21 protein-coding genes are annotated in these 26,791 nt (G+C 39.1%); 11 read left to right on the top strand and 10 right to left on the bottom strand.

Features of this window, described 5'->3' with window-relative positions:
• Positions 1-256 precede the first annotated feature (256 nt).
• Complete coding sequence (locus I6E83_RS11040) at positions 257-1,615, top strand: tyrosine-type recombinase/integrase (RefSeq protein WP_197101961.1); 1,359 nt, start codon at positions 257-259, stop codon at positions 1,613-1,615.
• Here I6E83_RS11040 and I6E83_RS11035 read toward each other — a convergent pair.
• Entirely contained in the window at positions 1,612-2,550 is a 939-nt protein-coding gene (locus tag I6E83_RS11035; RefSeq protein ID WP_197101959.1) for a hypothetical protein, read from the bottom strand. The genes I6E83_RS11040 and I6E83_RS11035 overlap by 4 nt on opposite strands.
• A 424-nt stretch (positions 2,551-2,974) precedes the next feature.
• On the opposite strand from I6E83_RS11035, the gene I6E83_RS11030 reads away from it, so the two are divergent.
• From I6E83_RS11030 to I6E83_RS10995, 8 genes are all read left to right on the top strand, one after another.
• Positions 2,975-3,886 carry an inovirus-type Gp2 protein gene (locus I6E83_RS11030; RefSeq protein ID WP_197101957.1) on the top strand — a complete coding sequence of 304 codons (912 nt, stop codon included), beginning with the start codon at positions 2,975-2,977 and terminating at the stop codon, positions 3,884-3,886.
• Between the two features lie 128 nt (positions 3,887-4,014).
• A complete protein-coding gene (locus tag I6E83_RS11025; RefSeq protein ID WP_197101955.1) occupies positions 4,015-4,296 on the top strand; it encodes a hypothetical protein in 282 nt (93 codons plus the stop codon).
• 43 nt (positions 4,297-4,339) lie between these two features.
• On the top strand, positions 4,340-5,332 hold the full coding sequence (locus I6E83_RS11020) for a DUF932 domain-containing protein (protein WP_197101953.1): 993 nt from the start codon (positions 4,340-4,342) through the stop codon (positions 5,330-5,332).
• Positions 5,333-5,438: 106 nt separating this feature from the next.
• Positions 5,439-6,566 (top strand): YqaJ viral recombinase family protein, encoded by a 1,128-nt coding sequence (locus I6E83_RS11015; protein ID WP_197101951.1) that lies wholly within the window; start codon positions 5,439-5,441, stop codon positions 6,564-6,566.
• A 145-nt stretch (positions 6,567-6,711) separates the two neighbouring features.
• Entirely contained in the window at positions 6,712-7,623 is a 912-nt protein-coding gene (locus tag I6E83_RS11010) for a hydrolase or metal-binding protein (RefSeq protein WP_197101949.1), read from the top strand.
• A gap of 174 nt (positions 7,624-7,797) precedes the next feature.
• Positions 7,798-8,094, top strand: coding sequence for a helix-turn-helix transcriptional regulator (locus tag I6E83_RS11005; protein ID WP_197101947.1), 297 nt, complete (start codon positions 7,798-7,800; stop codon positions 8,092-8,094).
• A 211-nt stretch (positions 8,095-8,305) separates the two neighbouring features.
• Positions 8,306-9,280 (top strand): AAA family ATPase, encoded by a 975-nt coding sequence (locus I6E83_RS11000; protein WP_197101945.1) that lies wholly within the window; start codon positions 8,306-8,308, stop codon positions 9,278-9,280.
• A 10-nt stretch (positions 9,281-9,290) separates the two neighbouring features.
• Positions 9,291-11,666 carry a S8 family peptidase gene (locus I6E83_RS10995; protein ID WP_197101943.1) on the top strand — a complete coding sequence of 792 codons (2,376 nt, stop codon included), beginning with the start codon at positions 9,291-9,293 and terminating at the stop codon, positions 11,664-11,666.
• A 312-nt stretch (positions 11,667-11,978) separates the two neighbouring features.
• On the opposite strand, the gene I6E83_RS10990 is transcribed toward I6E83_RS10995, so the two are convergent.
• From I6E83_RS10990 to I6E83_RS10950, 9 genes are all read right to left on the bottom strand, one after another.
• Entirely contained in the window at positions 11,979-12,791 is an 813-nt protein-coding gene (locus tag I6E83_RS10990) for a M48 family metallopeptidase (protein ID WP_197101941.1), read from the bottom strand.
• 28 nt (positions 12,792-12,819) lie between these two features.
• Complete coding sequence (locus tag I6E83_RS10985) at positions 12,820-16,113, bottom strand: type I restriction endonuclease subunit R (protein WP_197101939.1); 3,294 nt, start codon at positions 16,111-16,113, stop codon at positions 12,820-12,822.
• 12 nt (positions 16,114-16,125) lie between these two features.
• A complete protein-coding gene (locus tag I6E83_RS10980; RefSeq protein ID WP_197101938.1) occupies positions 16,126-17,493 on the bottom strand; it encodes a KAP family NTPase in 1,368 nt (455 codons plus the stop codon).
• A gap of 138 nt (positions 17,494-17,631) precedes the next feature.
• The gene (locus I6E83_RS10975; protein ID WP_197101937.1) at positions 17,632-18,624 is read right to left on the bottom strand and encodes a restriction endonuclease; all 993 of its coding nucleotides are present in this window, start codon (positions 18,622-18,624) and stop codon (positions 17,632-17,634) included.
• Between the two features lie 79 nt (positions 18,625-18,703).
• Positions 18,704-19,384 carry a hypothetical protein gene (locus I6E83_RS10970; RefSeq protein WP_197101936.1) on the bottom strand — a complete coding sequence of 227 codons (681 nt, stop codon included), beginning with the start codon at positions 19,382-19,384 and terminating at the stop codon, positions 18,704-18,706.
• 228 nt (positions 19,385-19,612) lie between these two features.
• On the bottom strand, positions 19,613-20,266 hold the full coding sequence (locus I6E83_RS10965) for a hypothetical protein (RefSeq protein WP_197101935.1): 654 nt from the start codon (positions 20,264-20,266) through the stop codon (positions 19,613-19,615).
• A 72-nt stretch (positions 20,267-20,338) separates the two neighbouring features.
• Positions 20,339-21,274 carry a hypothetical protein gene (locus I6E83_RS10960; RefSeq protein ID WP_197101934.1) on the bottom strand — a complete coding sequence of 312 codons (936 nt, stop codon included), beginning with the start codon at positions 21,272-21,274 and terminating at the stop codon, positions 20,339-20,341.
• Positions 21,275-21,309: 35 nt separating this feature from the next.
• A complete protein-coding gene (locus tag I6E83_RS10955) occupies positions 21,310-22,521 on the bottom strand; it encodes a restriction endonuclease subunit S (RefSeq protein ID WP_197101933.1) in 1,212 nt (403 codons plus the stop codon).
• Complete coding sequence (locus I6E83_RS10950) at positions 22,511-24,046, bottom strand: type I restriction-modification system subunit M (protein ID WP_197101932.1); 1,536 nt, start codon at positions 24,044-24,046, stop codon at positions 22,511-22,513. The genes I6E83_RS10955 and I6E83_RS10950 overlap by 11 nt, the downstream gene beginning before the upstream one ends.
• 145 nt (positions 24,047-24,191) lie before the next feature.
• Between I6E83_RS10950 and I6E83_RS10945 the strand changes: the two genes are divergently transcribed.
• The gene (locus tag I6E83_RS10945) at positions 24,192-24,770 is read left to right on the top strand and encodes a hypothetical protein (RefSeq protein WP_197101931.1); all 579 of its coding nucleotides are present in this window, start codon (positions 24,192-24,194) and stop codon (positions 24,768-24,770) included.
• An 823-nt stretch (positions 24,771-25,593) separates the two neighbouring features.
• Entirely contained in the window at positions 25,594-26,757 is a 1,164-nt protein-coding gene (locus tag I6E83_RS10940; RefSeq protein ID WP_197101930.1) for a leucine-rich repeat domain-containing protein, read from the top strand.
• Positions 26,758-26,791 lie beyond the last annotated feature (34 nt).

Genomic DNA, 26,791 nt, shown 5'->3' with positions numbered 1-26,791 from the left:
TCTTAAACCCCTCCCAAAACCCTGTTAATCCTCTACATATAAAGCCTCCGCCTTACTATAGCTTACTTCCAAATTCCCAAGTATTCCGATGTATTTCTAGGTCATCCAATGATTGTGTTGGTATAAACGTTGGTATAGAATTAAAAACTGCCTTTTGTACCAACAGTTTGAAAGTTATATATTTAATTATACCAACAGATAACTCGAACAGCTCGTCGGTAAAGGCTTACTTTAATTTCTATAGAGAGTTTAAGCAATGCTTACTGATGTCAAAATTCGAAGTCTTAAACCTAGTGAAAAATGTACGAGCTCCCGTCCTGATAAACATAGTGATCAAGAAGGGTTGCAAATATGGGTGCGGTCTTCTGGAAGAAAAACCTGGATTAGTGCATATCGTTTTGATGGTAAGCAGAAAAACACCACTTTAGGTACATACCCACAGATGAGTTTAGCAGAAGCTAGAGTTGCTAACGCTGACATCAAAGCTCTAATATCAAAAGGGATCAACCCAAAAAACAAAAAGCGTCAAGAAAAACTGGCTAATGAGCAAGCTAAAATGTTCAATGATTATGCACTTCAATGGTTAGAAGAACGTGAGCGCAACGTAAAGCCTCGTACCTATCAGCAAGACTATAATCGCATGCACAAAGACGTTATACCTAGCTTTGAGGGCATCGCTTTAAAAGATGTAACATTCGAAGATTGTAAATTTGTTGCCGATCAAATTGAAAGTAGGACTAACGTTGAAGGTTCACCACCACGAGAAGTAACAAGACGTACTATCGATCTCGTAAGCAATATTCTTAGAAGAGCTAAGGGAGAGCGACTAATCGAGGTCAATCATACAGAAGGACTAAAAGAGCTATACCCAAAAGCGAAGACCAAGCATATGAAACACGTTGAGCTTAGTGAACTACCTAAGCTTTTACAAAAGATTGAAAGCTATCATGGTCACGATCAAACTCGGTTGGGTATGAAGTTTTTAGCATATTCTTTCTGTCGTACTATCGAGCTCAGAATGATGAAATGGGAACATATCGACTTCCCTAACCGTCTATGGCGTGTCGATATTGATAACCTTAAAATTGCACGTAAGCATGTTGTTCCTTTATCAGATCAAATGCTAGCGGTTTTGGAAGAGATGAAACCCATCACAGGACAATATGAATACGTGTTCTACCATACTGGTATGCACAAGCCTTATAGCGAAGAATTTATCAATAATGCTTTAGATATTCTGGGTTACGGTGGCAAACAAACAGGACACGGATTCCGCCATATCGCATCTACCAACTTAAACGAGCTTGGCTACATGGGTGATGCGATTGAAAAGCAAATGGCTCATGACAAAAAAAGCAGCATCAGAGCCGTATATAACCACGCCCAGCACTTAGATGAGCGTCGCAAGATAATGCAGGTATGGGCAGACTTCTTAGACTTACTTAGAGATAAAGGTGAAGTTGTGGACTTCCAGACCGCTCGTAAGCAAATTGAACAATCATTAACAGAGAATAATAAGAAATCCCTATTAGACATAGATAGCGATACTTTGATAAAGGCTTTGAAAAGTAAAGGGTTAAGCGCTGAAGATATCCAATCAATGCTAAAAGGCTAAGTGTAATATTTTCTCTTACCATCATCATCGAAAAAAACCTTCTTGTGCTCTGAGTTAATAAGTACCTCTAATTGCTTAGCAGGAGTAAGGTTGTTGACTCCAGCCAGTTCTTTAAGATTAGCATTAGTAGAGACAGTAAGGGGTAAGTGGTAAGGTTTTTTTGTTTTACCTTCGTCGCGTTGCTTTTGCTGAACCCATGCATTCTTCATTTTTTTTAGAAAAAGTACTTTAGTATCACTTTGTTTATAATTTTTGCTAAGAGTCATACGAATAGGATTGTCTATCAGATCTATTGAGGCTAGTACCCTAGATCTTATCTCACTATAATTTGAATTATCTATATTAGCATCTACATAGCGATTATCTTTTTTAAGGTACTCGCGCGCCTTTCGAACTTGTTTTATATTGTCATCTTTGAGCCATTCTGAATAATTATCTTCTTCACATACTGCATCCCATATGATTTTAGCTTTAGCTAGTAAGTCCACTTTACGATTTGAATTTAACAGCTTACCATCAAGGCTTAAAAAATCGAAGTAGCTGTATATACTGTCCATAATACTGCTACCGTACTTATTTAGAACACTTTCACTTTTAGCTGCTTCAATCTTCTGTAAGGTGTTAATAGTAAATATCTGAGCTCTTAAATCATTAATGAGCCACTGAAAGTTTTCTTCAGAAATCAAAGATGATCCTGAAAAAAGCAAACCTTTGTTTATTATATCTCTGTAATTATCATATTCAAATAACAATGATGCCAGCTGTTTCTGTAAATTTTCAAATGATAATTCTTGAAATTCGTTATCTAAAGTTTCAGCTAAATAATCCCGTAGACACATAGCTTCCCTAGCAGATAGTGGAATAACTTTTTTGTCTAGGTATCTATGTCTATCACGTGATTCTTGGTCAAGATCATTGTGCTTATGAAGTGCCAAAACCTAATACTCCCTAAAAATATATTTAACACGCGTGTTATTATCATGTTTAGTATATGTCATTATGATATAAATACATAGTATTTCGAAATATATTAAATAATATTTTAGTGGTTTTTAAATAGTTATTTTAGGTTAATGCTAATAAATACGGGGTTTTGTAAACCTATTAACAGGCATTTCCTCCCTATCTAGAATTTACGTAACTCCCCCTTTTGCTACACCTCTCAAATTGAGGATCCTTCCAAAAATTGGTGCCACCATAGGTGGGCGTTTTTACAGTATTGATTTGGTCTGCTTAGTAGGTTATTTATATTATATAACACATCAGTACCACATCTACTTGAGTGTACCCTTAGTGGCTATGTGTAAAATTTAACTCACCATCCTGAAGATATGAAACCAAATTCACAGGAGGAATATAATGAGTTATCAAGTCCAAACGATCAACAAATTACTAACAATAGTCGATAATGTTGTAGATGATATTTTCAACGACAACATAACTGTGTATGAGTTATCTTTAGCTTTGAATGATCTATATCCAAAAATGATGTATCACCATCGCTCTACGCTGGTTTATACGAAAACTATAAAATGGTTTATAGCTACTGGGCAAAAACTGAAAGGTGAGTACTATCCTTCAGAGGTAAAGTGGGACGAAGAGGCTGCGCAAGAGTTTATGTATGAAATACAAAATTACTTCTCTGAGTATCATTTAAACAAGGCTAATTTTGCACTACAGGAAGACAGGAACACTAAATCGCTAAGTAAATATTTAAATGAGCTAACAGGACATTACGGACGACTTTTATTTGTAAGAGTTGACTTACACTATCGTATGGATGGTATCGGTGAAAAAAGTATTGATAATTTCAATGAGTATAGGAAGGTATTGCTAAAACGGATAGAGAAAAGGAATGGTTGCTTTAAAGATCTGCTTGGCTATGCATGGTCGCTTGAGCAAGGTTACGAGAATGACTGTGGTTTACATTGTCACCTCGTACTGATATATGACGCTTCGAAACATCACAAAGAATCTTACCTTGGTCAAATAGTTGGTGCAAAATGGGTTTCTATAATTAAAGGACAAGGGCATTACTTTAATGCTAGTAATCCAAACTATGTTAAGAGATTTGAAAAACAAGGAAAAAGAGGTGTGGGTAGGATTCATCGCAATAATGAGAATGAAGTCCAAAATGCCATTAGAACATCGAGTTACTTAACCACCAAAAAAGATAAGTACGAACAACGGCTGAAGGCACGGTTGCCAAGCATGCGTACCTTCGGGCATGGTGAGTTCGACGTATCTTGGCGTAGAGGCATAAAGCGATAGCAAAGTAATCTTAGATATATATTACAGTAATGAGATAGCGCAACTGGTATCACAACCATGCCAAATCCAACATATTCAGGTCTGCCTCGTGCAGGCCTTTTTTATGCCCAAAATAAATAGGAGCCCTTATGAAACCCATCTGTCCATGCTGTCGCTCATCTGCCGTCTATGAGCTGAGTGATGGTACTAATAACACACTTGTCGAAAGCCTGTTGTCACCTGCCATGCTAGTCAGTCTTGGCGTCAGTTTATGTAAGACTCTTAAGTTTCATCCAGCCATAGGTGCTGTAGCAGGCATTGCTTTAGCTGCGGTGATCGAGATGGCTCAACCAAATAATGCTTTACCGATACTTGCGAGCAAACAGTATCGCTGTAGCGACTGCTCTCACGTTTTCAGTAGCTTCAATTAATTCATCAACTTACTTAATCAATCAATCTAAAAGGAATATTCTTATGGCACATTTAATCGAATCAATGGCATACGTTGGCGAAACCCCTTGGCATGGTCTAGGTAATGAGCTGGCACCCAAGCAGCCTATCGATGTCTGGGCTAAGCAAGCCGGTATGGACTGGCGTATTGAATCATCGGATGTCAGCTACATGGCAAACAATGATAAAGGCCACAATCTGATTCTGCCCTTTGCTGAGCAGAAGGTTTTATACCGTAGCGATAACTTTGAGCCGTTATCGGTGGTTAGTCAGCGCTATCAAGAAGTCCAACCTCGTGAGATTTTAGAGTTCTATCGTGATCTTACTGAGCAATCTGACTTTGAGCTGGAAACTGCTGGGGTATTAAAGGGTGGTCGTAAGCTATGGGCATTGGCTCGTACAGGCCAGTCAGCAACGCTCAAGGGTAAAGATGTCAGTAATGGCTACTTGCTGCTTGCAACCGCTTGTGACGGCACGCTAGCGACTACTGCTCAGTTCACCTCCATCCGTGTGGTGTGTAATAACACCTTAGCGATTAGCCTAGCGAACGGTAATGGCGGTGTGGTGAAAGTACCGCATTCAACCTCGTTTGATGCCGATAAGGTCAAGCAGCAATTAGGCGTGTCCGTGAAGCAGTGGGAAGAACACAGCTACGAGATGAAGCAGCTATCTGAGCGCCGTGTCACCCAAGCAGAAGCAGCCAATTATTTGAGCCGTGTGTTCAATGATCAGGACAATGACATCATTCTGTTTAACAGTGCTAAGAAAGAGAAGGATGCGGTGCCCAATGCCAAAGCGATGAATCAAGTCATGAAGATGTTTAATGGTCAAGGTCGCGGTGCCACACTTGATGCTGCCAGTGATACGGCTTATGGCTTGCTATGCAGCATTACTGAGTACGTAGATCATGAACGACGTGCGATGAATACGGATAACCGTCTCAATTCAGCATGGTTCGGTGCTGGCGCTAAGCTGAAACAGAAAGGGTTAGAGCAATCGCTAATGATGCTTGCTTAAGCAACGCTGTTCTAATCTGACAAACAATCAACCACGCCTTTGAGCGTGGTTTTTTTATGCCTTTCATTTGATATCAATCAATAACCACTCTACTAAGGAATTCCCTATGAACCTGATCGCATTAAACACGACAACTCAGAAAAGACAGTCTAAGCGTGCCACTGTTAAAGTTAAGACGCTAATAAAGACTAAGCATGGTATTGAAGATATACCAAAGACCAAGCTAGAGAACAAACCTGCTAAGCCATCGGCTAGTTCTGTGACTACGGCCAAACGCCTGGTCAATACCAAATCTTTGAGCCGTGAAGACTGGCTACAGTTTCGCAAGCAAGGCATTGGCAGCTCTGATGCCGCTGCCGCTTGTGGTATTCATCCGTATTTATCAATGCTTGAGCTATGGATGATCAAGACGGGACGCATGACCTCAGACATCGATGAGAGCATTGAAGGTTATTCGCCACTCTATTGGGGCAATACCTTAGAGCCGATGGTCGCTAAATTCTATCAAGAACATACTGGTAACAAAGTACGCCGCGTCAATGCCATCTTGCAGCATCCTGATCCTGACAAGGCCTTTATGCTGGCTAACCTAGACTATGCCATTACAGGTAGTGATGAGGTACAGATTCTAGAGTGTAAAACTGCTGGCGAACATGGAGCCAAGCTCTGGAAGCATGGTGTGCCACTATATGTGACTTGCCAAGTACAGCATCAATTAGCGGTCACTGGCAAACAAGCGGCGCATATCTGCGTACTGCTGTGTGGACATGAAGCCAAGATATATAAGGTTGAGCGTGACGAGCGCTTGATTGACTCTATCATGGAGCATGAGCGTCTATTCTGGCAGTACGTAGAAACTGACACGCCACCAACCCCTGATCATTCAGAATCTGCTGCTCGGGCATTAAAGCAGCTGTATCCAGCGGCTAAACCCTCAAGCAAGGTTGATCTAACGGATAATGACGGTGCTAACAAGCTGTTTGAGCAATTGCTGAGCTACCGCGACTACATGCAAGAGCTAGAAGAACGCCATGATCAAGTGAAGCATCAGCTGCAAACGCTAATTGCCGATAATGAAGTCGCTGTGTTCGATAAAGGTGCGATCTCTTGGAAGCGCTCGAAAGACAGTATCGGTCTAGATAGCAAAGCCGTTACTAAAGCTCATCCTGAGCTATTAGCCAAATTCAGTAAAACCAAGCAAGGTAGCAGACGATTCGTTGTGCTTAATGACTGAGCTAAAAATTACTCAATCAATCATCAAGACATCAACCAGCCAGTCAAAACTAATGAATCAAAACAAGCGCATAACCGCCCACCTAGCACAGGTGGGCTTTTTTTATGGCTAAACATAATCTATCAAACACATAAGGAATACCATCATGATTAAAGGTCTAACGATAACCCCGCCAGTTTTAGGTCGTATCAGCATTGGCCGTGTCATTGTAAAAGATGGCAAGCGTCTACCTGCCAAAGACGATCAATTCACCATCACCAGTCAAGTTCAGAACAAAGACGGCTGGATCAATCATCCCCTTGATGCAAAGCTACGCGCAAAGAATGACGGTAAGCTGAGACAAATACCCGTACGTATGCTGTTTAATGATCCTGAGCTTAACCTGCGAGCAGAATACACGCTATTTGATAGACAAACAGGTCGTCCACTATGCGTGGGTGATGGTGAGCAATGTCAGCGCAGAACGAGTAATGGCGTAGAGCAACTGCCTTGCCCATCCCCTGATCGCTGTCCACTGGCACAAGGCGGTGCTTGTAAGCCGTATGGCAGACTGTACGCAAATCTGAGTGAAGACGATGAGCTGGGTACGTTTATCTTTCGTACCACAGGCTTCAATAGTATTAGAACCCTTGCAGCAAGGCTTAGCTACTTTGCCGCAGTATCAGGCAATAAGCTGTCGTGTCTACCACTGCAACTCACGCTTAGAGGTAAGAGCACCACGCAAAGCTATCGTACTCCAATTTACTTTGTGGATTTAACACTGCGTGATGATGTAACACTCAAACAGGCCGTACAAGATGCTGGGGCTATTGATAAGGAGCTGAACGAACATGGCTTTGATCAAGCAGCACTAGAGGCAGCGGCAAAGCTTGGCTATGTGAACTCATGCTTTGGTGTCGATAGCGAAGATGCAATGGAGGTAGTGGATGAGTTTTATCCGGTAGATACAGGTGATGTTAGCAGCAGTCAACAGGGTGACTATCAGAATGGCTTAGCGACTCGTGACGTAACCAGCATTGAGCAAGGGCTACGACAGAGCGTAACGGCAGTTAGTTAGTACAGCCGACACGCGTATATACGGCATAAAAAAGAGCTGAATGAATCAGCTCTTTTTTTATGGCTTCAATCAAGGCTAACCATGGAACTGTATGGTATGGGATGCGGTAAAAAAATATAGGACTCGATAAGTATATGAGGGGAAATACTCTCATTCACTTACAAGGAGTAAATCATGGAAAACTTCAATACTAACAGTCAAAATAGCTTACATAATCCAAGTGCGACAATCATACCTCGCATGCTACCAATAAAAGAAGTTACTTACTTTACCGGACTAAGTTGTACGACAATTTACGATATGTTGGATAAGAAGTCTGAACGCTACGACCCCACCTTCCCTATTCAAGTTAAATTGACAAAGGAATTTAAAGAGCGTGATGGATTTAAGGCACGTAATGGACGTGTAGCATGGGTGGCAAGTGAAATTGCACAATGGTTAGAGTCGAAAATGGCTGAACGAGTACACTAGGTTAATATATAAAACAAGCCACTCTCAATGGCTTGTTTTACATTCGAATGAGTAGCTATAAATATATAATTTTTTCTTCAAAATTTTATATTCTACGATACTACATAAAATGGCTAAATGATTAACTATTTTAAATTGTGATACAGTTTAGTATTAGCTTATAATATAGTTTCGGTTATAGTCGATTTTTACGATCCTTGAGGTAAACGTAATGGCAAGCGGTAAAGTTCTCAGACAGTTAATAACAGCAGGAGCTAACGGAGATATTGAGAGTTTCCGTAAGGTCACTGAAGCTGTTATTCAGGATGAACGACAAAAACAGCACCATTTATTGGCAAATGATCTTGAGAAAATTTTGTATGGGGAACATTTAAAGTCAGAAAAACCTCTAGATCGCAACGTACTCCCTTTACCTCCTACAGATAAAGAACAAGGCTTACCCCTTTTGGATATGCGACATCCTCAACGTTCTTTAGAACAAATTATTGTAAATAAAAACACTCATTCAGCTATTGATGAGCTAGTAGAAGAGAATAGACGTGCTGATCTTTTACAGAGCTATGGCATGAAACCTTCTAAAAAAGTGCTCTTTTTTGGACCTCCTGGGTGCGGTAAAACTTTAGCTGCTGAGGTAATAGCGTTTGAACTTGATTTACCTTTAGCTATTGTACGTTTAGATGTAATAGTATCTTCACTGTTGGGTGAAACAGCTACAAACCTTAGAAGAGTCTTCGATTTTATTTCTAAAAACTCGCTAGTCGTCCTATTCGATGAATTTGATGCAATTGGTAAAGAACGTTCAGATTCTGGTGAACACGGAGAGCTACGTCGCCTAGTTAATTCAGTATTACAAATGATGGATGCTTATCAAGGTAAAAGTATAATCTTAGCTGCAACCAATCATCAGCAGATTCTTGATACTGCTATTTGGCGTAGATTTGATGAAACTCTTGAATTCCCTATCCCTGAAAATAATCTAGTGCCAGAAATCCTCTCTTTAAAACTAAGGGGTGTACGTAGACAATTCGAGGTAGAAGAAAAGGAAATTTTAGATCTTTTCGTAAATAAGAGTGGCGCTGACATTGAAAGAGTAATACGCCGTGCTATTAAAAGAATGATACTCAAGGGACAAGAGTTTCTAACTACTAAAGACTTGAAAAATGCTTTAGCAAGAGAAAGTCGATAGGGCTTACTAAATGAACGAATATAAACACTTAAGAATTAAAAGAATTCCACTTGAGAACCCCCGTAGGACAAGAGACTATAATATTCAACCTATTCGTAGGCCAGACAAGAAGGCCCATTCGCAAAAACTAGCTGAAAGCTTGCATAATGCTATTACTGTATTAAATCAAAGTCCTACCTCTGAAGCTGATAAGCGCATCTTAAAAGTCAGTTATAGTGGTTTCGTTGATTTACAGAAACTAGTAAAGCATGGTCTTAACTTTATAAGTCAAGAAGATAACACTCTATGTATTATTTCCACCGACCAAGAAGGCTTAGAAACATTTTCTGATAACATTCAAAAACTAGGTAATGAGGACGATAGCCTCACATATAAAAATATATTAGAAGCAATAGAAAGTATTGATACTTGGACAAATGAAGATCGTAAGAGCTGGGCAATTAGAAATAAAGGCTTTCCAGAGGGAGATAGGTTAACTTTAGATGTTGAACTTTGGCCTATCGAAGATACTGATCATCCACACCGTTCAAGAGTATGTAATAGTTTTGAAAACTGGATGTCTTCAAATTCAATTAGACGTATTGATAAGATAAATCTAGATAGTCTATTAATGTATCGTTTAAATTTAAACTCTGATCTTATTGATGATTTACTGAATCACTCTGATATTAGAATGGTTGACTTACTACCTGAAAGTGGCATCAGTTATAATCAATTGAACTTAAGTACAGAATCTCTTCCTCGAAATATTCCTCATCCTTCAGAAGATGCAGCTAGAATTTGTATTCTGGATAGTGGCATTGCTACTAATCACCCTTTATTAGCACCAGCAATAGCAGAAAGCCAAAGTTTCATTAAAGGTGGAGAGGACGTATTTGATCATAATGGCCATGGAACTTCGGTCGCAAGCGTAGCCTTATATGGAGATTTAGAAGCTTGTTCAGCAAGTAACTATTGGCAACCTGAAATCTTGCTTTTCAATGGCAAAGTTCTAGATGAAAATGCTGAGTATGATATAAGTTGTATTGAGGGTTCTATTATTGAAGCTGTGGAATACTTCGTACAAGAACATCAGTGCCGTATCTTCAACTTATCCGTTGGTAACCAAAACTCACCTTACGATGGCACACATATACGTGGTTTAGCATACATATTAGATAAGCTTGCACGTGACTTCGATGTTCTATTTATAGTCTCAGCAGGAAACTTTACTGGTTCAACTAATCCTGACGTACCTGAGAATAGTTGGAGAGACGAGTATCCAAATTATCTTTTACATGAGACGTGTACTATTATCGATCCAGCACCTGCTTTGAATGTACTTACTGTTGGAAGTTTAGCTAGACATAACGCTACTATGGATCAGCAGAGATATCCTGAAATTGCGCAGCTATCCCCTGCTAACGAAAATCAACCTTCTCCCTTTACGCGTCGTGGTCCGTCAGTAAGAGGAGCGATCAAACCTGAATTAGTAGCTACTGGGGGAAACCTAGCTTCAAAAATGCGATTTGGTAATCAGTTTGATATCACTAGTCGTGGTTTAGGTGTATTAACTTGCAACAATCAATTTGTAGGTGGTTCATTATTAAGCGAAGTGAGTGGAACAAGTTTCGCGGCACCGTATATAACTCATCTTGCAGGTCGACTTCTTAATAACTACCCTGAAGCCTCCTCTAATCTACTTAGGGCACTTTTAGTTAACCATGCTAACCTCCTACCTGAAATTGAAAGCACATTTGAGAATGAGTTGAAGAAAAGTTACAAATCTGATACAAAGAGAGATGTCTGTAGAGATATAGCCGGTTATGGACGTATTAATGAAAACGAGCTTTTTAGATCTACTGAAAACGTTGTAGTGCTATTATTAGAAGATACCATAGAAAACAACAACCACCATTTTATTGAAATACCTTTATCTCCTGAATTTTTAAGATCAAAACGTGCTTCTAGAGAAATTAGAGTGACGCTAGCTTATTGCCCCGCTGTTAAAACAACTAGACAAGACTATATAGCAACAAAGATGAGTTTTTGTCTAATCAAAGACGACTCCATTGAATCCGCTCGAAATCATTTCAATAACGACACTAGACGTGATTTCGATACTAGAAACGATGATGCTAAATCTAATCGGGATGTAAGTTCAGAGTTGAGATCTAAAGGCACTGTTCAATCATCCACTTGGAGAATGAAACAAAGAAATCCTAATGATAAATGGTTCATTGTAGTCACTCGTCAGGACAAGATATGGGCTGAATTTTTAAGCTCCGAAAAAGAGAACTATGCTTTAGTAATAACTCTAACTGATCGTGAAAATGAAGATGCTCAACTATATACGCAAATATCACAAAAAATTCAACAACAGAACCAGCAGCGTGTATATATTTAAAAGTTACTATCAGATGTTCTAGATACTCAATTAGATATCTTATCTACAATAATAATTTAATAAATATAGCGTTTAAATTACTAATAAAGGTAACCAAGTTTAATAAGTGATAGTTGTTTAGATATTATCAGTTTCTAAATTTTATACGAAAGTACCCAAATAAATATGTAATTTATATGGAAGAGAATAGTTTTAAACTCAAAATAGGATACTGATCCTATCCTAGGTAAGCATTTTAGTTCAATTAATACATAGTGTTAATAGCGAATCCTGTGCTTGCTATATCTTTTACTATACTCTTTCGTCTCACCCTCACTCATTCAAATATAGCTCAGCCATCCCATCAAGTCTGGCTTTAACTTCTTTCCAGTTCGGCATTACTTGCGTTAGTAACCGCCAAAAGTGTTCGCTATGATTATGCTCAGCAATGTGGCAGAGCTCATGTAGTATAACGTAATCAATGCATTCCTTTGGTGCTTTTACCAAATGCGGATTGAGTATTAAGTTGCCTTTTGTAGAGCAACTCCCCCATTGTTTTTGCATTATCAAAACTTTGTATAATGGATCGCATTTTACCCATGAAGCCTTTGGTAGCAAGGCTTTCAATCTGGCACTGAAGACAGTTTTAGCTCTGTTTTGATACCATTTATCGACCATACTTTTCACTTTTTCAGCTTGTATTTTTTGGTCTATTTGCACATTGTTTTGCTGCAAGAATACATTCAATTGACCACGACTAAGCTTTACGCTAGGTTCAGTCTCAGAATTAATAAGCACTTTTAAGACATAACGACGACCCAGATAAAACTGGGTTTCACCGCTGACATAACGCTTGGGCAATACATGATCTTGTTGCTTAGCAAAATCCTGTAGGCTTTGCCATATCCAGCGCGCACGTTTCAACATAGCATCATAAATCATCTCATCAGTCGCATCGACAGGTGCGGTGGCAACCACACGCTGATCAGGATGTACTTTGATGACCACTTTTCTAGGCTTGGTCTTTTTAACAATCAGCTCATCGCTTTCAGGCTGGTTTATCTGTTCTTTATAAGTTGCTTCTTTACGCACGACTTCATAATCAATTTTATCTTGACCATAATAAAACACACCACTCTCAGTCATTGCTTACTACCCTCTTGCTGCTCTTAGGCTACTTGTCTCTTGAAAGTCCAAGACGGGTAATCTTTAGCACTTCTTCGATGAGCTGTTGCGCTTTATCGATACCCAAATCCATAAATAACATTGGCAGCAATTTGACACTAATAGCATTCTCAATTTCTGCTGGATTGATAGAATACTCAGCCACTGCTGTCTTGACGATCTTATCAATCTCAAAGGCATAAGCGACTAGCTTGTCGTTATCTAACTCTTTATCCGCTAAGAAGTCGGCATCAAATAAGTGCTTAAACAAACCAAAGTACGCCTGAGCATGTTTGTTTAACTTACCACTATCATCGATAAATGCATTCGGCACATCAGCGACATCACGGTCTTTGACGGCTTGCTCAAAGTCAGCAAACATCATGTACTGCTTCACTGGTGCATCAAACATCGCTTTGGCTTCTTCAATGGCTTTTTTTAGGAGTTTAGAGAAATACTCTTGCGCATAGGGATCGTCAGCCAAATCTTGCTCAATCATCTTGGTCACCCGACCAGTGATTTTATCCGTTTGGTTGCGTGCTTCATCATCACTCATCGCTTCAGGCTTAACATCCTTACCTAAATTATCAACTAGGTAAACGCCCTTTGCCTCGCGAACCTCAAGCCCTGCGATGTGCTTATCGAGTAAGCTACGAATATCTGCTTCGTACTCATCGTAATCGACAGTCTCATCAGCATCTTCGCGCACTTGCTTGCGTAGATTAACAAAGGCCTTTAGATCTTGTTTATAACGATCACGTTTACTATCGAAAGATTTGTCTTCAAAGAAAGACGCTGATTGCAACGCAATTTTCATAGCGTTAGAAAACTCGGTCAAAGCCGCATAAAAGTCATCACGTTCTTTGAGTCTAGTATCAATTACCCTTCCCTCTATTTCCTGCATTTTTGGCGCAAGCACTTGTCTTAACGCTTGCCCATCCTGTTTATTCTTCACTGATGAGAATATCGCCCACAGCTCGCTATGTAGTCTGGGTAGCTGCTTATACTCAGTATCCATCGCATTATATAGACCTTTGAGGTCTTCGATATCAAAGCCACCTTGTGTACGATCGGCTAAGTCTTGGTATTTTTCAATGGTGATATCCAGCTCTTTTAAGATGCCACGATAGTCAATCAGATAACCAAAGCGTTTCTTCTCATGCAAGCGGTTTACCCGTGCAATCGCCTGAATGAGGTTGTGCTGCTTTAAGGGCTTATCGATATACAGCACGGTATTCTTAGGTTCATCAAAGCCCGTTAATAGCTTATCAACGACAATCATAATGTCAGGACCATCATCTTGACTAAAGGCTTCTATAATAGCTTTGGTATAAGCCTTTTCATCACCGCCATACTCTTTGGCAACATTGGCTTGCCACCAGTTCTGGACGATGTCTTTTGATTTGCCATCAACGGTATCATGCCCCTCACGAGTGTCAGGTGGTGACATAGCAACCACTGAGGTCACTTTGCCAATCTTATCCAATGCCATCTTATAGCGGATGGCTGAAGCTTTAGAGTCACAAGCCAGTTGACCTTTCAGGTGCTGCTGTTTAAAGTTTTGGAAGTGATCAGAGATGTCATGAGCGATCAGCTCAATACGACCTTCAACCTGATAGATTTGACCTTTTTGTGAGAACTTACGTTTGAGGTCGGTCTTTTGATCATCCGTAAGCTTTTGGGTGATACGGTCAAACCATGCATCAATGGCTTGGTCATTGGTATTAAGCTCAGGGATACGCTCTTCGTATAACAGTGGGGTAACGGTTTTGTCTTTGACTGCTTGCTGCATCGTGTAGGAGTGAATGATGCTACCGAATTTATTTTCGGTCTTATCATCCTTTAGCAATGGCGTACCTGTAAAGGCAATAAAAGCAGCGTTTGGCAGGGCTTGCGCCATGCGGATATTATTCTCACCGTTTTGGCTACGGTGACCTTCATCGACCATGACGATGATGTTTGGGCTGTCGTTATAGCATTCATCATACTTAACGGCTGAGCCAAACTTATTAATAATAGAGAAAATAACGCGTTCGTTACCATGCCCGATTTGCTGCGCCAGACGGCGACCAGAGGTTGCCATCGCATCGGATTTATCGCGATCGCTAAGTACACCACCAGAGGCAAAGGTTTGACTAAGCTGAGTTTCTAGATCAACACGATCGGTGACGACAATGACTCGGCACTTCGCGAGCTCTTCTAACCAAATAAGCGCTTTGGAGAAGAACACCATCGTAAAGGATTTACCACTGCCTGTAGTATGCCAGATGACACCACCCTCACGACTGCCATTCTTGTCAAAGGTACTGATACGCTCAATCAGGGCTTTGATACCAAAGACTTGCTGATAACGGGCAACAATTTTGCCCACTTTTTTATCAAACAAGGTAAACATACGCGTCATCTCAAGCAAACGCTCAGGCTGTAAAAGGCTGATGATTAAGCGGTCTTGGTCGGTGACGACTAGATCACCGCCATCAACTAATGACTGATATTGCTCTTTGATAGAGGTAGGACGATCACCAAATAAACTCTCAATTTGCTTAGGATTAAGTGCTTGGTTCTTTAAACGATGAAAGTCAGGCTCAGAGATTTCTTCCTCGACCCATTTTGCCCAAAACTTCTCAGGCGTACCGCAAGTGGCATACAGACCATCATTACCATTGATGGCCAGTAATAACTGGCTATAGGCAAATAGATGCGGGATTTCTTTTTGATGTTGATTGCGAATATGCTGGGACACCGCTTGAGCGTTGGTCGATTGCCACTCTCTACTGGAGTCAGGGCGTTTGGCTTCAATGACTACCAGAGGCAGACCATTCACAAAGCAGACGATATCAGGTCTACGACTACTCGTGCCCTCGCTATTGAGTACCACCAACTCTTCGGTAACGTGAAAGCTATTATTGTCGATATTATTCCAATCTATCAGAGCGATGGTCTGCGAGGTCTTTTTACCATCGATAAACTCAGTCACGGTCACGCCGTATAGCATGGCGTTATATAGCGCCTCATTTGCTGCCTGTAAGCCTAAGTTCATGGCTGGGTTTAGCTCATGCATGATCTTATCAATGGCGCTATCTGATAAATGATGCGCCTTACCTTCAAACATAAAAGTCTGCTTGGCTAAAAACGCACGCATGATGGGCAATAATACGACTTGATTGGTGGCCTTGTTTACAGCCACTTTTGAGCGCATGGCACTGCACTCATTTGGTGAGATAAACTGATAGCCTAGCGTGGTGAGCAAGGTTAAAGCAGGAAGCTTTGAGCTGAATTCTTCTTGGAAATTCAATGTAGCCATAATTTAAACCTATTACTCAAAAGCCATTATATTTGCTGTTTCTAATATTAGTTTTATTGCTCTACCTTTATATGGCATACCATCCATAAAACTACCCATATAGACATCCCATTCTTCTAGCTTGTCTTCACTCGGTGTATAATTTCTTGTATTTTGAGTACAATCTCTGGCAAGAACCACCATCATTACTTCAAAAGCTTCTGGTCTAACAAGATCTTGATACACAGGACGTCCATTATTAATAATCGGAATTTCTTTTACCCCTAAGAAATCGCCCAATAGGCTAGCATCAATGGCTTCACTTTTAATTACATTCAAGAGTGACGGTCGAAAGCACACTAACATCACAGCAATCAGTCGTAGCAAAACATAACCAAGAAACATTCTTTTAGAAAATGTCTTTGAATCAGAAAGGCTTTGTACAATTTGTATATGTAAAATTAGCGTTTCTACTTCTCTAAGAGAAAGGTTTTGATGTTTAATCAAATGTTCAATAGCTTTTCTAAAATAATTTGAGCCTACAAGATCATTAGGTAAACACCCTGTATTTCTTGCCAGTTTAAAAAAATGATCAGTAGCTGCTAAAACAGGAGAGTTTAAGTCTCTAATAGAATGCGGAGACAGCTCAAACCTAAACTTTATGAATTTATCTAAGTAGCGTTGTGCATTAACTGCCTGACCATAGCAGTGGTTTATAGAAGCTTTCAACTGCTGAGTATTTGTAATGAGTACGAAGCTGACGCCTGTAACGTCAAATGTATGCTTGATTATCTCAAGCATATCGACCGCGAAGTTTGGTCTACAGCGATCAAGTTCGTCGATAAATATGATAATAGGATTTTGGGATGCGATAGCAGTTAAAGCAGTTTGCAACGTCTGTAAACTCTTTTCCGCCTCCACATGATCTTTGAGTATTAATTCTGCTGTTTTATCTATTGAATCATCAGCGGCTTTTTGAATTACTTCATCAAAATCGTTTGTAAGATCAGCGAAGTCTTGTCTTAAAAGGTGGGAAACCCCAGCTTTAGCAACTGTTTTTAGGGTATACCGTACAGCTGGTAACACTCTATTTATAAAAGCCTTTCTACGTGGACCGTCAGGTAAGATTTTAATAATTTCTGCGAGTACTGTCATCAAAGGCTCATCAACATGATCAGCTTTGAAAGCGTCAATATAAATGATATTGTGTGTATTATCTTGCTTCATTAGATTTATAAGTTTATGGCAGAACTCAGTTTTACCTGTGCCCCAACTGCCATCGATGACCATTGGTGAAATATCTATATCAGATTTTAGGAGCTTAATAGCTTTTTCAGCAATGCTTTTACGCTGAAACTCATCACGATCAGCGAATGTTTTTGCCGTAATGTCCATATCCATTTCACTGTTCCTTTGATTGAACTTAATAAATTATTATTAGAAGTTAACATTAGCGACTGACATCCGTACGATCACTCGATATCTATGAATACTTATGACGGTTTATACAACCCATGTCGCACATACCTTTTATCTTTGTTATAGCAACGTAGGTAAGTTCGATATACCAAGTGCCAGAAGGCTTTGTTCTGATAAATGTTCAAGGTTATCAAATATCCAGTTGATAAAATCTGCGCCTGCCAACACCGTCACATCATGCAGTTCTGCAAAATCAGTATTTCTAAATTCTGCCGTTGTGATAAGTACTCTATCAATGTGCGTGTAGTCATCTTCATTGATCTCGTACTCTGCCACCTGTCTAACACCATGATTCCCTGTTGTACCCTCATGATGTTTAACTTGGATAAAAATGCCTTCTGTTTTATCTGAAAACTCCGATAGACGTGTGGCAATGATATCCACGTCTTGTATGCCCGATTTTTCATTTTTTGCAGGTATACGAGCTTTGTAGCCTTTGGCTTCTAAAATTTCTTTAATCAGCTGCTCAAGTCCGATACCGCCAGATTGTAGATTGATGCCTTTATTATTGCGTAATCTCGTCAGCAGCTGCGCTTTAAACTTCTCTGTGTTTTCTTGTAGTTTCAGCTCCTGTTCGTTATTCCACGTATATAGCTTGTCATTTTTAATAGACTCAATGTGCTTATACAGCTCTTCTGAGAATTCATTTAGATCACAAATAGTCGTGCGAATCTTCAACCGATTTTGAAGTGCTGTTGATAAACTACCTCTAGGAATAAAGTAGCCGTCCTTATGCTTTAGGTAGCTAACTGTGATTCTATTTTCCCCATATTGAAGGCCTTCTGTAATTGGATGGTAGCTTTTGTACCCAACCACTTCAGCAATAGCGATCGTGCCAGAGAACGGTACAATTACATAGTCACCTTGCTTGAGATTAAAATAGCGCTTTATTTGGTTGGTTTGTCGTCCTCTATCTATACCTTGAAACCCTTGCTCAATTAAATCTGTGACAGTCTCGAATTGAGAAAAATTAACACTTACCCAACCATAGCCAATCTGACTATACTTAATGAGCTTAGGACTTCTGACCATCACAAAGTTGACTTGAGTCATTTACTAATTTCCTTTTAGGTGAGATATAGGAACTAACCATGTTCTATATGTATATTAGTATTGCCTAAAAAGTGTGGAGCTAGTCACTACATCTTTTATAAAGTGATGAGTTGTCATTCCAATCAGCTTTAACACGTACACTTTTATCCGGTAAATATTTATAATTTATCGTGTGTATGACTGGGTCAGCTTCATAATAAAAAGCACCTGTGACATTTAACTCATTTGAAGATATAGGATCTACTTTGATAACATCGAAGCGTTGAGTGCCATTTGAAGAACCCTTGCTATCACTTAAAAATGCTTGCTCGCGATTTGATTTGGGATACTGACATTCACCCCAAGCACCTTGATACTTTTTAGGAACAACACTGGACTGTTTTGAATAGACATAAGAGCCGTTAAATGCCATTTCAGTAGACGTACAGTTGCTTAAATTTTTTAACTGAATTTCGTTGGGTAAAAATCTCGCTTCAACTTGGCAACCTAAGTTAGACTGATAGTCTAGATAACCACTCTCTGGTACTGTAAAAACAACTGTTTGATGATCTTGAATGGGCTTAGCTTTGCTAGCGATAACAAAGCTAGAGTCGCCAATCATATTGGCAAGAAACAGCTCGTAGTGTTTAGCACCCTCATATTCAAAACTGCTTAGATGTACTCGTTTATTAGTGCCGCTAACATAGACACCTTCCACTACAGGGGCAGCCATAGCCGTTAACGGTAGTATTGAGAATAGCACTAAAGCTTGTTTTAACATTAAATGATACCCTTTTAAGATTCACTTTTCTTGATAATAGTTTAATAGTTCGTATAACGCACCTTTACTCTTCTCTCCAATCAAGACATAGCGTTTGTTTGGTCTTATCGATTGTAACTGATACTGGCATAAAAAAGGCAACAAAAAACCGCCAAGGTTGCGCGTTACCCAAGGGGTACTAAGCGTGGCGGGAGTATTGAATGTGACACAATTTATAGCAATGTAACTTTATTCTCTTACAGAGTATAACCATGCCGTTATTAATACACTCCACCCTAAATAAATTGCTGCAAGTTTATTAAATGAAGTAACTGCCAAGCCTCCTAAACTACTTATTCCTTGAGTGTAATTTGTCTCAGGTAACTTCGATTGTGCAAGCTTATATAGAGCATCCTCTATTAAGTTAGTAAAATTCAGGGTATCATCGTTTCTTAGTTCTAAATATAATCCTTGGTCAAATGCTATATAAGAACCAGCAATTGTTACTATCGGTGATAGACAAAAGCATACCTTGTAACTCAAGCTAATTTCTTCAAATGGGTGTTTCCATCTACGCCATAGCTCGGTTGCAGACATTTGAAGTACTATGAAACAGATAGTAATAACAATATATAATACTAACGCAATGTCAGCCAACACTTGATAAAACCATGCTGAGCCTAGCATTATGATAACAATTGGTGCGGCTATAAAACCAGAATTATCGTGAGGATTTTCAAAGACTCTATATGCTATAAGTCCAGCAATGACAAAAGCACTAGTAGTGAGGAAAACAACAATACCTTGATAAAATGATGGAATAATAACTATCATTAATATCAAGGATCCGATGATAATCTTCTTAAGTGTTTTTAATTCAAAATAGTTATATTTATAGTGCAAAAGTTAATACCTTTTTTTAAGCTATTATTTTATTCATATTTACATGCTGGATCTTTTAATCCTCATCTACAATCACACACTCTCAGGAAGCCTAAAAACAGTTATATCATTCTCGCTCTTAGACTTCAGTAGAAGGAATTCAAGGTACTCTTTTGACATCCCTAAAACAAAGGCTAAAGCTTCATCATAATTCAAAACTCGTCTTCCACCTGCACGGTTTGAATATCCATGTCTTGAATTAATTCCAGTTATAGAGAAATTATTAGCAGAATTTCTGAAACTATTTAATAAAACGTCATCAACCACCATTTCAATATTCGTGAATCCTGTAAGATTATTTACGGTTTCCCATATCTTGTATAGTTGACTCCAATCATCAGAATCAGTATCAATTCTATCTATTAGTTTTAGTATCAGATAAACATCTTCTCTTATAAATGATGTTAATAAGAAGTGAAAAACATCAAGTTTCTTCGATCCCAATATTTCCGATTTTATATCTTCAATCAATTCATTTTCGTTATGGCAAAAATTATTGATTGAGAATCGTGTATTCTTTTTATCTAATTCAACTTGTGTATTTCCATGATAAAACTTTTTTATCACAAGTGGAAATCTACGAAAGTCGTTAAGACTCAAACCTTCATCAAATGGCTCAATTATTTCAAATTCATCACCTGAACCTACTGCCATGACGGTGTCATCAGATGTAGATTGGAAACTCAAGTCACTAAATTTTGATTTTGGGATATACTCTGGAATAAATAATTTATGTAGAGAATTGGAAATACTTACTAAGTCATAACCTAATTGGCAAACTAGATTACTTTCAAGATCTGTAAAAAGAATGGAGCACAGTCTAAAATCATCGTTGGGACAGTCTCGGTAATCATCTACGCCCCCTCCAATATCAAAATACTTTGTACCTGTGCTAAATTCAGCTAAACTACGTAAATAAGCTGGATTACCGCCCACTAGAAAATTATATGAAACAGGTGAACTGATCAAAAAAATCTACTCCTTAACTTAACTATTATTTGAAATTAAACGTTAACATCAACCACCACCCGCTTCTTACCCGTCAACAACACCTGCATCAGCGCCTTTTTCTCTTGCTGTAAATCTGCCAATTGCTGCTCAAGCAATTCAATTTCTTTATCGGCATTGGTTAAAACAGCGGCGATTTTTTGTTGTTCTTCTAAATTAGGTATACCTAATGAAATAGCCTCTAAGCTACTGAAATTCACAGAGTCTCTAACTGAGCCTTGAGTACTATTATTAATACGTTGTTTAGCCTCATGAGAGTGCATCCATTGGTGAAAATAATCGCTGTTCAGTTTGTTAGGTAAAACAGAAAAAATAACATACATAGGACTCAACACACCCTCTTCATATTCATCAAGTCTTGCAAAAGAACCTACATTGATACGAGAAGGGTTATAACCAAACTGACCTTTTCTAACTATTTTATAATTGGAAGTATCTTTACTGGCAACACGTTTAGAAAATTGCTCTTCAGGAAGGACAAAACCACTATGATTAGTAACGCTCAATACTCTTTGGATTTTATCGCCTTTATTTCGAGCACCCTCTTCCTTTAATAGCTTTCTTAACTCAGTTTTAACCCACTCACCCTCAAACCTTTCCCCTGCATCATCAAGCAAACGCTTTTTACCCGTCAGTAATTGCTGCATCAACGCTTTTTTCTGCTGGGTGCTATTGTCAATCAGGCGCTCAGTGGTACTAATCGCTTTGTCCCACGTGGATAGGATTTTGGCGATTTTTTGTTGTTCTGAAAATGGAGGTAGATTAACTGGATGCTGTTTTAGTAAGTTCGTATCTAGTCGTCCTGTACCATGTCCGGCAGTACTAACTAAATTCATAATTTTATGCTTATCACCCGACAACAGAAACGATAAGTATAGTCCGTCTACATTTTTTAAAGGTACTAATGCTTTTATATCTTGATTAAATGAAAGTTCCCTTGTTGCATAACCTACAGGAAAGTCTTTTAATAATGTCATACCTCTCACTAAAACTAATGTAGATCCTTTTGGAGCTTTCTTAGCTGCTGCAAAACCTTTTTCTGTCAATTTATCGATACTACTACATAGGTAATGGGTCTTTAAATCTTTACCGGAGATCCATGGCTCAGAACCATTCCAATACTCTTCATTTTGTTTACTTGGTGTACCACCAGATGAAAATTTTGCTAAATCATCAACTTCTACAGCTTCCCATCCATTAGGCACCATAACCCAACTCCTTTAAAAACCCTGCCATCTCGGTTTCTAACGTATCTAATTCAGCCTTTAACTCAAGACGCTCAGCACGCACCGCATCCAAATCAATTTCCGCCTCTTCCTCAAAGGTATCGACATAACGTGGAATATTTAGGTTAAAATCATTTTCTTTTATCTCATCAAAACTCGCTAGATACGCATATTTATCGACACTTTCTCGCGCTTTATAAGTCGCGATTACCTTAGCAATATTATCTTCAGTGAGCTGGTTTTGGTTCTTACCGGACTTAAACTCATTACTGGCATCGATAAACAGTACTTTGTCATCGCCTCTATTCTTTTTAAACAGCAAAATAGCCGCTGGAATCCCCGTCCCAAAGAACAGCTTTTCTGGTAAGCCAATCACCGTATCGAGCAAGTTTTCTTCGATGAGTTGCTGACGGATTTTGCCTTCACTAGAGGCACGGAACAGCACGCCATGTGGTACGACCACACCCATACGACCAGTGCTTGGCTTAAGCGTTTCAATCATATGACTGATAAAGGCATAGTCGCCCTTGGTCTTGGGTGGCACACCGCGATGGAAGCGACCATAGGGATCGCTGCTGGCATCCTCATGACCCCATTTATCCAGTGAAAACGGCGGGTTGGCGGTCACCACATCGAACTGTAATAAGTGCTTGCCATCGCTACCCAATAGCAGCGGATTACGGATGGTATCGCCCCACTCGATACGGTGGTTGTCCTCACCATGCAAAAACATATTCATCTTCGCCAGTGCCCATGTACTACCAATGGCTTCTTGACCGAATAGCGCATACTTTTTAGAGCCTGAGTTGTTGCGTACCATCGCCCCGCACTTGATGAGTAGTGAGCCTGAACCACACGCAGGGTCACAGATTTGATCGCCCTCAACAGGCTCAAGAATAGTCGCTAGCAAATTGGACACTTCAGGCGGTGTATAGAACTCGCCAGCCGTCGCCCCACTACTGGCAGCAAAGTGCTTGATTAAGAACTCATAGGCATTACCAATCACGTCCAAGCTACCAACACGCTCAACGCTTAGATTGAGAATGTCTTTGCCAAAATCTTCTAACAGGTGGCGTAGCAGCTCATTCTTTTGCTTTTCTTGACCCAGCTTATCGGTGTTAAAACTGATGTCTTGAAAGACGTTTTTGAGCTTAGTACCGTTGGCTTCCTCTAACGCATGTAGCGCCTCATCAATCCGTTGACCATTGCCCGGCTGATAACGCTGCTCGTACAAGTCCCAAAAGCTCGCACCCTCAGGCAACACAAAACGCTGCTTAGACATCATGGCGTGGATCAGCTCTGGATTGTCGCCATACTGCTCAACGAGCTTGTTGTACTCATCGCGATAGACATCAGACAAATATTTGAGGAACAGCATGGTTAAGATAAAGTCTTTATAGGTATCAGCGCTGATGACCCCGCGAAAAGTATCGCAGGCGTTCCATACGGCTTTATTGATGTCGTCTTGATTAATTTGGGTAATATGACTAGCAGTACTGTCGGGCATTTTTCATTCCTAAACACTTGATGAGATATGAATTCTTATAATGAGGTCATAATAGCAGGGTATGAGGTGTTGTTGCCTTGTTATATACTTTTGTTTGATGCAATATACGCAATATATTCTACTACCCCTTACCTTCGAGTTATTTATGAACATCAAACTGTCAATTTTACTTTTACTTTTCTTTGGTGTTATATCAGGTTGCTCGAACGACAATAATGTTAATACAACAACTGATGATTCTGATAGTAATGTTTTAATGCAAGAAGGTGATGAAGGTTATGGTGAAATTCCAACAAACCCTAATACACTTGATGACCAAGTTCAAGATGACCTAGGATTCGAAGAAAGAGGAGACATAATCTCTGATGACTTAGCTGTGAATCCAAACAATATTTCTGTTCAAAACGGTGAGGATTTATTTGAAATTCAAATATATTCGAAACTAAATGAAGGACGAGAGTATGCTCGGAATAACATTGAAAGTGCCAGAAACCTTTCTCCTGAATACGACACTTTCATCAGCTTTACATCGGACTACGAAGGTCAATTTACGTTTAATGAGGTTGTTGTTAACAAAGGACAATCATGTCGAATGATCATGAATCTTCCTGTTACAATGGGGTATGGTCAGAAAGTACAGGGTAGAACTGATTGTGATGAAGATCAAGTAAGGCATTTACTCGTGCAAACAGATCTTGGAAACTTCGAATTCGGACCTAATTAATAAATTCTATAGTTGTGAATAGCAGAGATAAGTGTCTGTTTAAATAATATTTTGATCGTCGATCCGCTGGATAAAAGAAGAGTGATATAATGTGAATACAGCCTCTTTATTGTAAATATAACTTAATCTGTTAAACCAAACAAAAGTTTAATAAAATATTTATTTAATGCTTTGTTACATTACGGATTCTTGGTCGCAGTTACACCCAGCACTTATCTTCTGTTGGTATAATTGCTGGTATTATAAATAAAAATTTATATCTAAACCAATAAAATCAATTACTTACTAATATTGTTCGGCTTCCTCCTTCACCGCCAATCTTATTCTGCTTAATCAAAGCATCAGTTTCCACATCTTGTTCTACCCTATCTCAAACACCCCTTAAATTTTTTAAAAGTAAGACTCTCTGTCTCTACTCATTATCTACTGCTGCCCGAAATATTCCTGTTCAACTTAATTTATTTCTTCACTCTTTTTGCTTGTTCCGAAGTAATATAGTCGATTCAATTTAAAAGTAGTACAAGGCAACCGAGTGCAGATGTATATGTGATACCTCAAGCGAGGTTAACGCTGTAATGCTTTTATAGTGGAATGACTATACAAGCCATAAATAGATGCTTACTGTCAAACCCATATAAAAACTGCTGATACTTTAGCTAAACCGCTTTGGGCATTATTCCTAAACTCCAACAGAACACTTATTGAATGAATAAATGCGTATTTTGTTGATTCATATCAATTAGCTTGTCACTAACGATAAATGAAATGATATGATTTAATGAAAATAAAGCCTTAACGTGCTCTATCAATATTGGGAAAGACGATGTCTCAAAATGGTAATAATACCGATCAAATAATAGTCAATCTTCAAGCACTCACAGCATTTGGTAAAAACCATGATGAGCTCAACCCAATCATAACTGAGCGTAAAGCTAGTCAATTAGCACTCGATGATACTTGGATACAGAAAATTTGGCGTTGGGCAGATAGTTTTGACATTAATGATGAGGCTATACCACGTGATAAAAAAGCTCTGCTAGCATTAAAAAGTATTGTTCTAGAAGCTAAAAACTTTTCTGAATTACCAGAGAGTCTCGGGCAGCTTAGTTATATAGATACGCTTGAACTAAATTATAACCAGCTTAAGGCGTTACCTGAAAGCATTGTACAACTACAAAACTTACTTCAACTTGGTCTTAATGGCAATAGTCTTAAAGCACTACCTGAAAGTATCGGACAGCTTAGTAACTTAACTCAACTTGGTCTCACTGGCAACAATCTCAAAGAACTACCTGAAAGTATTGGACAGCTTAGCAACTTAGCTCAACTGACGCTTGGTAGTAATACTCTTAATGAATTACCTGAGAGCATCGGACAGCTTCACGATCTGACTTATCTTTCACTTTTTGATAATAATCTCAGTTCTTTACCCACCAGCATTGGACAGCTTAATAACTTAACTTATTTCTTTCTTGCTAATAACCATTTGAGCGCATTACCTAAGAGTATTGGTCAGCTTAGCAACTTAGAAACACTAACGCTTAGTGGCAATGAACTCAGTGCATTACCCGAAAGCTTTGGTGAGTTTAACAAGCTAACTCAACTGACTCTCAGTGATAACAATCTTAATGAATTACCTATTAGCATTGGACAGCTTGATCGTTTAGAGATACTGAATCTTGATAACAATAACCTCAGTAAGCTACCTGAAAGTATCGGACAGCTTGGTAACTTGACTAAACTGATGCTTAGTGGCAATAAGCTCAGCGAATTACCCATAAGCATCGGACAGCTTAGGCGTTTGGAGATACTTGATCTTTCCGATAACGGTTTGAGTGTACTGCCTGAAAGTATCGGACATTTGAGCCAGTTAAAAACTCTATACCTTAAAGGTAATAGAATTAAACATCTTCCGGAAAGGATTAAGCACAATAGCGACTTGTGTATTTATGACGATAGCGGCTTATTAAGTAAGGATCTCTACTAAATAAATCGCATTTTCTAAACTGATTAAAGGTACA

Origin of the sequence: Psychrobacter sp. SZ93C1 (genome assembly GCF_015864635.1) — a bacterium.
In the GTDB taxonomy this organism is placed as follows: domain Bacteria; phylum Pseudomonadota; class Gammaproteobacteria; order Pseudomonadales; family Moraxellaceae; genus Psychrobacter; species Psychrobacter fozii.
The sequence above is the reverse complement of the archived record's forward strand: the minus strand, read 5'-3'. Positions and strand labels throughout refer to the sequence as shown.

Bases quoted from the DNA above. Each gene is read 5' to 3' on its own strand.
- I6E83_RS11040 (WP_197101961.1), top strand. From the start codon at position 257: ATGCTTACTGATGTCAAAATTCGAAGTCTTAAACCTAGTGAAAAATGT.
- I6E83_RS11030 (WP_197101957.1), top strand. From the start codon at position 2,975: ATGAGTTATCAAGTCCAAACGATCAACAAATTACTAACAATAGTCGAT.
- I6E83_RS11025 (WP_197101955.1), top strand. From the start codon at position 4,015: ATGAAACCCATCTGTCCATGCTGTCGCTCATCTGCCGTCTATGAGCTG.
- I6E83_RS11020 (WP_197101953.1), top strand. From the start codon at position 4,340: ATGGCACATTTAATCGAATCAATGGCATACGTTGGCGAAACCCCTTGG.
- I6E83_RS11015 (WP_197101951.1), top strand. From the start codon at position 5,439: ATGAACCTGATCGCATTAAACACGACAACTCAGAAAAGACAGTCTAAG.
- I6E83_RS11010 (WP_197101949.1), top strand. From the start codon at position 6,712: ATGATTAAAGGTCTAACGATAACCCCGCCAGTTTTAGGTCGTATCAGC.
- I6E83_RS11005 (WP_197101947.1), top strand. From the start codon at position 7,798: ATGGAAAACTTCAATACTAACAGTCAAAATAGCTTACATAATCCAAGT.
- I6E83_RS11000 (WP_197101945.1), top strand. From the start codon at position 8,306: ATGGCAAGCGGTAAAGTTCTCAGACAGTTAATAACAGCAGGAGCTAAC.
- I6E83_RS10995 (WP_197101943.1), top strand. From the start codon at position 9,291: ATGAACGAATATAAACACTTAAGAATTAAAAGAATTCCACTTGAGAAC.
- I6E83_RS10990 (WP_197101941.1), bottom strand. From the start codon at position 12,791: ATGACTGAGAGTGGTGTGTTTTATTATGGTCAAGATAAAATTGATTAT.
- I6E83_RS10985 (WP_197101939.1), bottom strand. From the start codon at position 16,113: ATGGCTACATTGAATTTCCAAGAAGAATTCAGCTCAAAGCTTCCTGCT.
- I6E83_RS10980 (WP_197101938.1), bottom strand. From the start codon at position 17,493: ATGGATATGGACATTACGGCAAAAACATTCGCTGATCGTGATGAGTTT.
- I6E83_RS10975 (WP_197101937.1), bottom strand. From the start codon at position 18,624: ATGACTCAAGTCAACTTTGTGATGGTCAGAAGTCCTAAGCTCATTAAG.
- I6E83_RS10970 (WP_197101936.1), bottom strand. From the start codon at position 19,384: ATGTTAAAACAAGCTTTAGTGCTATTCTCAATACTACCGTTAACGGCT.
- I6E83_RS10955 (WP_197101933.1), bottom strand. From the start codon at position 22,521: ATGGTGCCTAATGGATGGGAAGCTGTAGAAGTTGATGATTTAGCAAAA.
- I6E83_RS10950 (WP_197101932.1), bottom strand. From the start codon at position 24,046: ATGCCCGACAGTACTGCTAGTCATATTACCCAAATTAATCAAGACGAC.
- I6E83_RS10945 (WP_197101931.1), top strand. From the start codon at position 24,192: ATGAACATCAAACTGTCAATTTTACTTTTACTTTTCTTTGGTGTTATA.
- I6E83_RS10940 (WP_197101930.1), top strand. From the start codon at position 25,594: ATGTCTCAAAATGGTAATAATACCGATCAAATAATAGTCAATCTTCAA.